The following is an 8,865-nucleotide window of genomic DNA, read 5'->3' as shown; positions in this document are numbered from 1 at the left end:
CCCACCTAACACCCACCACACCACAATCCCGTTTTATGAACGGGTAGTTGACGCCACTACTGCTCGATCACGCACCACTGGACCTTCGGGGCAACCTCAGCGAAGCGCGTTTTGAAGGTGCGGCACCGCTCGGCGTGGCTACGGATCTGCGCGCGGGCGGTGCGTGCGCTCCATCAACGTTCGTATGGCCCGCAGTTGGGAACGTCTGCCTCTCGGTCGATCTTCGACGGGGCGGGAGGGCCGAAGCGCTCGCAGTGGGGCCCACCCTCGGGGGACTCTCACCATCGCCGTCCATCAGCGGTCGGCCCCCCTTGACGGACGGGACCGTCAGCCGACCTCCGGGACAGGCGTCTGCCTGCGCAGACGCACCATCGCCGCGCCAAGGAGGCCCAGGGCCGCCACGCTGAAGACCACGTTGCCCACAAGCGCCGTGCCGTACGGGACGTCCATCTCTCTCGCGTGTGTGAAACCCAGCCAGACATAGGTCAGCAAGGCGCCGGCGGTCAGGGCCAGCCGGTGGTGCGGGCCCCATCCGGGGCTGCGCGACCAGCGGGCGCACAGCCCCGTGATGCCGGCCGCCAGGACGCACCAGAGGGCCACCGGCAGCCAGGGCGACGCGCTGTCGGGGAGCAGGGTGTCGTGGGCCCAGTACAGGCTGCCTGCCGCGAACGCCACGGTGCCTACCGGCAATGGGGCGGGCGTGGCCGCATTCCGTGGTGGCAGCCGGTGCCGTCCCACCGTGAAGGCTGCGGTGATCAGAGCGACGATCGCGGCTGTCGCGCCCGCGAACTGAGCCGTCGACGCAATGAATTTGCCACTCTGGTACTGCACGACGGCCAGGAACGCCGAACCCGCCACGAAGACCACGCTGGTCAAGGCCAACCCCGGTCGGCCGAGCCACGGCCGGGTCCGGTCCGCGCTGAACATCTCGACGAGCGCGATCGGGACACAGATGCTCCAGACGGTGTGCATCGACAGCACGTCCTGCAACAGGGACACGCTCGTGCCGATCCAGGGCACATGGGTATCCGCATAGGCCAGGCCCATGTCGACGCCGCCGTAGCGAGGGTTCCACAGCATCTGGTCGATCGGTCCCTCCTCCAGCAGCGCGTACGCCGCCGCGAGCAGCAGCATCGTCGGCCAGCCGCAACCGGCCCGCCGCGCCCCCTCTCTGATCAGGAGCGCGCCGCATCCGTACATCGGCGCCAGCATCAGCACCGCGGGCAGCGCGGTGATCGGCTGGTTGCCGAGGAGGTACTCACCTACCAGTGGCGCCAGCACGACCAAGGCGAACGCCAGACGCAACCGGCGGCGAGGGCGAGGCGCAGTGGTGTGTAAGGGCATACCGTCGAGAGTAGGGACGGCGGCATCACGGCGTGGGGCGATTTGCGCGGTACGCGTCGGGTTCCGGGAGGCCGTGGATCGTTCGTGCGGTGGACCGCAGCGATGCGATGCGGGTGACAGGCGGCCTCACGGGGCGTCAGGGCGTATGAAATGGGGTGGAAGGGGGGCCAGTAGACACAATCCGTTACCCATGACGTTTGATGGAGGGGAAACCTCAGTTCAACTGCTCCTTTCCGGGCACAGGGTTCGGGAAGGAGCAGTACAGGTATGGAGCGTCCTCTTGACTGTCGGAACCCTCATCAAGCGCACAGGCGCCATCGCGGGTGGCACGCTGCTCGCCCTCTCCCCGTTAACCGCCCAGGCCGCGACACCCGTCCAGCCCGAACCGCAGCCGACGCTCGCCGCCAAGGGCGCCACCTTGGTGGACGACACCAGCGGCGACACGCTGTTCGCCAAGGACGCGGACACCGCCCGTCCCATAGCCAGCACGGCGAAGATCATGGCCGCATCCGTGGTGCTCGACACCACGGGCGTCGACCTGGAGCGCCAGGTTCCCGTACGGCAGGAGTACCGGGACTACGTCACTCAGCACGGTTCCAGCACGGCGGATCTGCAGACCGGTGACAAGGTGACTGTGCGTCAGCTTTTGTACGCAACCCTCCTCCCCTCGGGCGCGGATGCCGCCTACGCTCTCGCCGACACCTTCGGTACCGGCGCCACCAGCGCCGAGCGCGCCACGTCGTTCATCGCGAAGATGAACGCCAAGGCCGATGATCTCCACCTGCCGCACACGGAGTTCAACTCTTTCGACGGCTCGGGCTCCGACTCCAGCACTCCGACCGAGCTGGCCAAGCTGGCCCGGTACGCCATGAAGAACGACACCTTCCGTACGGTCGTCAAGGCCAAGGAGTACAGGGGCGAAGCGCCTGCCGCCAACGGCCGCACCCGCTACTACACCTGGACCAACACCAACCAGCTGCTCGGCTCGTACGACGGTGTCATCGGGATCAAGACCGGTACCACCACCCCGGCAGGCGACTGCCTGGTCTTCGCGGCCACCCGTGGCGGCAAGACCCTCGTCGGCACTGTGCTGAACAGCGCCGACCGGTACGCCGACGCGGCGAAGCTGCTGGACTACGGATTCGGTTCGCGCACCGAGCAGAGCATGAAGCTGCGCGCGCTCCCGATGGGCGCACAGCGCGACTGATCCATTCCCGACGGCCCCGCGCGGCGTGCGACCTCCACTGCGGTCGCACGCCGCGCGAGGCGATCTGCGCTCTGCATGCACCCAGCGGGCATCGACGGCGGCGTCTGGGCGCCCTCCGTCTCGACGACGCGCCAGTGCCGTCCGCGGTCGCGGGCGAAGCCGCCTGGCAGGACCGCGGCAGCCGGGCGGCCCAGCGGCGGGCAGGTCGCCGGCGCCGCCCGGCAGACCGCCGTTCGGCCTAGCCATGGTGGTGGTCCTCGTGGACTGCGGCCAGGGTGAGAGCTGGCAGCCGGGCCGTGGTCGGCGATGGCGCCGGATCAAGGCAATCGCCGGAAACCCCATCGGTTGCCAAGGAGCACCCGTTCGTCCTGGACCGCTTCTTCCGCCGCGTACGGCAATCCCGTTCGGTGGCACTCGGCCGGGTTCGGCGGGGCCCGCTCAACTCCATGCCCCTGGTTCCGTTGTGCCTCCGAAGCTGCCTGCCTTGTCGGTGGTTCCGGAAGGCGTCGGGGCGCGGTAGCGGCACAACGCGAGCAGCGGCTTGGACGACGTGCAGGAGGATGATCGTGGCCCTCAGTGAGACGGACCTGCTCGAGGCCGGCGATGCCGGGCTGTTGGAGCTGTTCCGCAAGAGTTCCCCTGGCGCCGTTCCGACGGGTCCGATGGAGGGAACCGGCATCGTCCGGTGGGGAGGCAGCCGGCTGGCCCGGCCCCTCGCCCGCCTGGTGCGGCTGGCCGTGTGGCGGGGGAAGGTCTTCGACCACGAGGGCTATCTGAGCAACCGGCTGACCGCGTTCGACATTCTCGCCATCGTGGCCCAGGTCTACAAGGGACCGAGTCTGCTGGACGACCGGGACTGCATCGTCATCGACTACTCCAGGATCTCCCTCGCCGCTCGCGGAGTACGCGACGAGTTGCGCCAAGTGGGTCCCGATCTCTATCTGGGCGTGGTCTGGCTGTTCGGGCACAGGGCCGGCTGGTTCGCATTGCGGGTTCCGGAGATCGGCAGCGCACCGGCCGAGCCGACGGAGGCCGCAGCCGGTCAGGCGGAGTGACCCGACCGGCCAGCCCCCACCCGGTCTTCCCCTACGCCCTCCCCCGCACGCGCCGCTTCCACGTACCCGCCCACCCACACCCACCCAAACACAGTGAATGGTTCGAAGCGATGAGTCCTTCAGGCATACCCGCTCGCAGGTCCACACGGTCCAGGGCACGCCGCGCACGAAGGTGGACCGGGCCGTTGCCCCTGGCCTCGGCTGCCGTCGCGCTGAGCGCGGTCTGTGTTCCGGCGGCCCCGCTCGGCGCCGTGAACGCTCCAGCGGCGGCCCCGCTCCACGGCACGGTCACCGGCGAGGGGAAGCCCCTGCACGGCGTCCATGTCACGCTCTTCGCGGGTTCGCGTTCGGGGGTGAAGGAACTCGGCCGGGCGACTACCGACCGGACCGGGTCCTTCACGATCTCCTACGCCAAGCCTGCCGCCGGCGTGCTGTACGTGGAGGCCGCGGCCACGGACCGGAGTCGTCTCCGGCTCCGCTCCGTGGTGGGGGTCGGTGAGGGCGGCGGCGTCCCCGCGCGGACGGTGGGCACCGTACGGATCAACGAACTGACCACTGTCGCCACCACCTACGCCCTGGCCCAGTTCAGTGACAGGCACGGCATCGCCGGCCCGAGTCCGGGACTGCAGAACGCCGCGGCGACCTTCTTCAGCCTGGCCGACCCGGTCACCGGTCGGCCCGGAGGAGTGGTCAAGAGCGACAGCGCCAACGGCGAGACCCTGGCCACCCTGAACACACTCGCCAACCTGGTCTCCGTCTGTGCCGCGGACACCCCGCGCTGCACACAGCTGCTGCGACTGGCCACGCCCCGGACAGGCAGCATGCCGGCGGACATCGTGCAGGCGGTCCTCAACCTCGCCCAGCATCCGACGCTGTCCCCAGCCGGTCTCCAAGCCCTGGTACGCACATCCAGGGCATTCGCCCCGGCCCTCACCGCGCCCCCCGAGGCTTGGATCCTGGCGCTGCGCCACACCGAAGCCGACCTCTACTCTCCGGGCCGCATCGCGTTGGATGCCAAGGGCAATGCCTGGGCGACCAACAACTGGTTGCCCGGCACCAGGAAGTCCAGCCCCTTCGTCACCGTGCTCGATCCGGCCGGCCACCCGGCCCTGGGCAGCCCGATCCGCGGCGGTGGCATGGACGGTGGGGCATGGGGCATGGCGATCGACCACGGCGGTTCGGTGTGGGCGCCCAGCTACGCGGGCAACGCCATCGTGAAGTACTCGGCCGCCGGAATCCCGCTGTCGCCCGCCACGGGGTGGAAGAACGGTGGGCTCGTCCATCCGCAGGGTGTCGCCGTCGACCAGCGGGGCAACCTGTGGATCGCCAACTCCTACGGCCTCAAGGGCGCGGCAGGTCTGGGCAGCGTCGTCGTCTACCCGCAGGGCACGCCCTCGAAGGCGTTCACCGTCACCGGCAGCGACTTCAACCATCCGTTCGCCCTGCAGATCGACGGCAGTGGACGTGCCTGGGTCACCAACAGTCACATCGACTTCGACCAGCTCATGGAGACACGGCAGGCCGGTTCGCTGGGCAAGGTCGGTGGCAGCGTCACCATCATGGGCCGGGACTTCAAGCCGATCAGGTCCGTCCGCAGCAGTTCGTTCCAAGGGCCGGTGGGGATCGCCCTCGACTCCAGGGGCAATGCCTGGGTGGCCAGCCTCTTCAACAGCACGGTCACGGAGATCCGGCCCGATGGAAACATCGCGGGCGTCCACCAGTTGCCCCGCAGCGTGTTCCCCTGGTCGGTCGCCGTCGACGGGCAGGACCGCGTGTGGGTCGCCGGCTTCGGCAACGCGTCGGTGTCGCTGCTGTGCGGCACGAACACCGCGGCCTGCCCGCCCGGCGCCTCCACCGGCACCGTGCTGTCCCCCGCACAGGGCTTCCGCAACAAGGCGATCCAGCACCTCACCGCGGTGCAGATAGACGCCTCGGGCAACGCCTGGCTGGCCAACAACTGGTCGAAGATCATCCCGCCCACCGGCGGCGTGGGGATGGTGGAACTCGTCGGCCTCGCCGCGCCCGTCTGCACCCCCCTGACTCCCCTGCCGGTACGGCCCTCCTCGACCGCCCCGAACGCCTGCCCCGGCCAGCCCACTCCGGCCGACCCGCCCGGCCGCCAGCCCGACCCGAACACCAACCACTACGCCGTGCGACGCGGCGATACCCTGGCCGGGATCGGCAGCGGGCACGGTGAGTCATGGCAGGAGCTGTACCGCCGGAACAAGGCCGTCCTGGGCCACAACCCCCACCTGATCCAGCCCGGCCAAACCCTCACCTTTCACTGACCGACCAGCGTGTTCGTCGAAGGATCGCTCCACGCTGCCGGACATCTGTCCAGCGGGCCCGCCCGTTGCATGGATGCAGGCAAGCGCAAGTCTCAACACTCTCAAGCCATAGGAGAGTTGCATTGAGTCGAGTTGACTTGAGGCTGACGAGCGCCGCCGGGCGCGGCATCGGCTCGTGCCCGGCCGACTGGCGCCGGGACGTCTCGTCGGCCGTCCAGACCGTTTCTTCTCATCGGCTCAACCGTTGGTCCGGGTGTCAATTGTCGCTCCTGCCCGAGAAAGGCACATGATGCGTCCGTTCCACCGGATTACCATCGGCCTCAGCAGCATTGCTCTGAGCCTCGTCCTCCCCGCCGGTACGGCGGTCGCCACGAGCGGAACGTTCGGGTGGGTCGGGCCCAAGGGCAAGACGTACTCCCTTCAGAACCCGCCGGACAGGAAGTGCCTCAACATGAGCCAAGAGGCCCGCGGGGCGCGCAACTCGACGAAGCGGCCCCTCGCCGTGTACGCCGGCAAGAGCTGCCGGGGGCACATCACGCACCTCGCCCCGGGACAGTCCGCACCGTCCGGCGCGCGCTTCTCCAGCGTCATGTTCAACCCGAGCTAGGGCTCCCCCGCGAAGCCGTGGCGACGTGGGCCAGGTCATGGCGCGTCGCCACGGCTTCTCTGCTCAGGCGGGCTCGTGTCGTACCGCCAACCGGGGCTTTTCGGTGGGGCGTTGGATGAGTGGCGCGGGTCGCGGAAGACCGTCCACGAACGTCTTCGCCGGTCGCCGGTCGCCTGCCGACGGCCGGACCCCGGACTCCGGGACCGGCCGCCTTCGCCCGACTGAACGTCCGGGCAGCCGACCGACGTTGCTCACGGTCAGCAATGCTTGAGCGATCCGCTCTCGTAGGACACGTTGTCGCCGGACTCCCAGCCCTTGGTGTTGGTCCCGTCCAGGCGCCCGTACACCCACACATGGCCGTAGTAGTTCTCGACGGCGCACCACACGTAGAACTTCGCGCCCTTCTTCACGGACGCCACGTTCCCGCACTCCGCGGCAGGCGCGGTCTTCAGGTGGTAGTCCCCCAGGAAGTAGCCGTACGCGCTGGAGTTGTTGGTGACCGACGGGCGGTCGCACGGGCCCGCGGCACTGGCACTGGTGGCGCCGACCGTGCCGCCCAGGCCGGCGAGCAGCGCCGTCGTGGCAGCCACGGCCGAGATGCGCTTCGTGAACTTCATGCTTGTCTCCTCAGTCGAGTGCATCGGTGCAGGTGAGAAGTGCGGTGCACGGCAGACGCAACAGGGTGGTGAGTGGCGCTGTGCGGGACGCGGTCGCGACAGGAACAGTGCGAGCCCCCTTGTTCTGGATGTCCCTTCAGCCGAGTGATGCATTCGCCCCCCGCTCCGGCCCGGGCTCGGGACCCGGACGCCTCGGGTTCGACCGCGGCAACGCAGTTCGGCGCCCCTCCGTGCGGCGCCGAACGAGCGGTTGCGCGGTGCCGTGCCGGTCGACCAGTTGCTGCCGACCGGTGAGCACCGAACCCGTATGTCTTGAGGATCCCGGAGTCTCGCGGCGCTGTCGCTAGCACAGGGTCCACAACGCGCTTGGCTGTGAGACGACTTGGAGGTGTCTGTTGTCCGTAGCGATCACCTGGGGGGCCGATCGGGGTCGCGGCTCGCGGCGGGTCGCCCGGGCGGGTGGGTGTGGGGATCAGTCCGCGAGGCGTGGGAAGAGTGCTTGGGCGTTGGTCCGGTTGATGGCGTCGGCCTGGCCGGGGGTGTAGTCGGGGTAGGTCTCCAGGTGGTGGTTGTAGTAGCTGCCGGCTTCCTGGGGCGCGAAGGGCCAGTCGCTGCCGTAGAGGACGTGGCCGGGTTCGGCGAAGGCGAGCAGGGCGGGCAGGGCGCTGGGGCTGGCGGACAGGGCCGTGTCGAAGTAGAAGCGCTTCAGGTCGCGGAGGACGTCCTCGGCGTTGCGGTCCGGGTCCACGGCGAGGGGAGCCAGACCGGAGAAGCGGTAGGCGGCGTAAGGGAGGAAACCGCCGCCGTGGGAGAGGATCACCCGCACGTTCGGGTAGCGGTTCATGACGCCGTTGAGCACCAGGTTGAGGGCGGTTCGGGTGGTGTCGAAGACGTAGTCGGCCAGCGGGGCGGGGGTGCCCGGCAGCAGTGGCATCGGGGGCTGGGCGGGGTGGATGAAGACGGTGGCCCGTCGTCGGTCAAGTTCGGCCCACAGGGGCTCGAAGTCGGGGTCGCCCAGGTAGCGGCCGTGGGCGTTGGACATCAGCACGACTCCGTCGGCGGCCAGGGTGTCGAACGCGTAGGTGGCCTCGGCGACGGCGGCGTCGACGTCGGGCAGCGGGACGCTGGCGAAGTGGCCGAAGCGGTCGGGGTGGTCCTTGACGACCTCGGCGGCGTACTCGTTGACCGCGCGGGCCAGGTCGCGGGCTTCGGTGTCGCGGTCGAGGTGGACGCCGGGCGCAGTGACGGAGAGCACACCGGTCGCGAAGCCTTGAGGAGCTGGCGCACGCCGCTGACCAGCTGTTCTATGCCATGCGCCGCTCGCGGTCGGCCACCGTCGGGCGGTCGTCGGCCGGACTGTCCATGGCGCAGCTGGCCCTCCTCGACCCGCTGGCCGACGACGTCACGGGCGACGGGCTGCCGGTCGGCAAGCTCGCCGCCCATGCCGACGTCAGCGTCCCGACCGCCACCCGGATGCTCAAACAGCTCGAAGCCAACGGCGTCGTCACCCGACGGCGCTCCGCCCAGGACGAACGCCAGGTCCTCATCCGCCTCACCGAAGACGGCAGCAGTCGGCTCGCCGCCATGCGCACCGAACTGCGCGCCCGCCAGTCACGTGTACTGTCCCGGTTCACCCCTCAGGAGCGCCGCGCACTCGCGGCGCAACTGCACCAGCTCGCCGGACTGATCACCGACACCACGCCCGGATCGGAACGATAGCGCCGGGCGGCAGGCCCCGGCGGCCCGC

7 protein-coding genes and 1 pseudogene are annotated in these 8,865 nt (G+C 69.5%); 5 read left to right on the top strand and 3 right to left on the bottom strand.

The window, feature by feature from the left end; all coding sequences use genetic code 11:
- Nucleotides 1-327: 327 nt before the first annotated feature.
- The gene (locus CG747_RS23610; protein WP_100603790.1) at nucleotides 328-1,344 is read right to left on the bottom strand and encodes a hypothetical protein; all 1,017 of its coding nucleotides are present in this window, start codon (nucleotides 1,342-1,344) and stop codon (nucleotides 328-330) included.
- Nucleotides 1,345-1,624: 280 nt separating this feature from the next.
- Between CG747_RS23610 and CG747_RS23605 the strand changes: the two genes are divergently transcribed.
- From CG747_RS23605 to CG747_RS49740, 4 genes are all read left to right on the top strand, one after another.
- Entirely contained in the window at nucleotides 1,625-2,551 is a 927-nt protein-coding gene (locus CG747_RS23605) for a D-alanyl-D-alanine carboxypeptidase family protein (protein ID WP_257980656.1), read from the top strand.
- Nucleotides 2,552-3,117: 566 nt separating this feature from the next.
- Nucleotides 3,118-3,606, top strand: a complete 489-nt coding sequence (locus tag CG747_RS23600) for a hypothetical protein (protein WP_100603815.1) — start codon at nucleotides 3,118-3,120, stop codon at nucleotides 3,604-3,606.
- 251 nt (nucleotides 3,607-3,857) lie between these two features.
- Nucleotides 3,858-5,894 carry a LysM peptidoglycan-binding domain-containing protein gene (locus CG747_RS49745; protein WP_180985678.1) on the top strand — a complete coding sequence of 679 codons (2,037 nt, stop codon included), beginning with the start codon at nucleotides 3,858-3,860 and terminating at the stop codon, nucleotides 5,892-5,894.
- A 451-nt stretch (nucleotides 5,895-6,345) separates the two neighbouring features.
- Complete coding sequence (locus tag CG747_RS49740; protein ID WP_257980655.1) at nucleotides 6,346-6,501, top strand: hypothetical protein; 156 nt, start codon at nucleotides 6,346-6,348, stop codon at nucleotides 6,499-6,501.
- Nucleotides 6,502-6,758: 257 nt separating this feature from the next.
- Here the strand turns inward: CG747_RS49740 and CG747_RS23585 are convergent, their stop codons facing one another.
- Nucleotides 6,759-7,118: a hypothetical protein gene (locus tag CG747_RS23585; RefSeq protein WP_100603786.1), complete on the bottom strand. Its 360-nt coding sequence runs from the start codon at nucleotides 7,116-7,118 to the stop codon at nucleotides 6,759-6,761.
- A 472-nt stretch (nucleotides 7,119-7,590) separates the two neighbouring features.
- Nucleotides 7,591-8,391 (bottom strand): annotated as a pseudogene (locus tag CG747_RS23580) (amidohydrolase family protein); the annotation flags it as partial.
- A gap of 38 nt (nucleotides 8,392-8,429) precedes the next feature.
- Here CG747_RS23580 and CG747_RS23575 point away from each other — a divergent pair.
- Nucleotides 8,430-8,837 (top strand): MarR family winged helix-turn-helix transcriptional regulator, encoded by a 408-nt coding sequence (locus tag CG747_RS23575; protein ID WP_100603785.1) that lies wholly within the window; start codon nucleotides 8,430-8,432, stop codon nucleotides 8,835-8,837.
- The last annotated feature ends 28 nt before the right edge of the window (nucleotides 8,838-8,865 follow it).

Source organism: Streptomyces sp. CB02959, assembly GCF_002803155.1.
GTDB lineage: Bacteria > Actinomycetota > Actinomycetes > Streptomycetales > Streptomycetaceae > Streptomyces.
The sequence above is the reverse complement of the archived record's forward strand: the minus strand, read 5'-3'. Positions and strand labels throughout refer to the sequence as shown.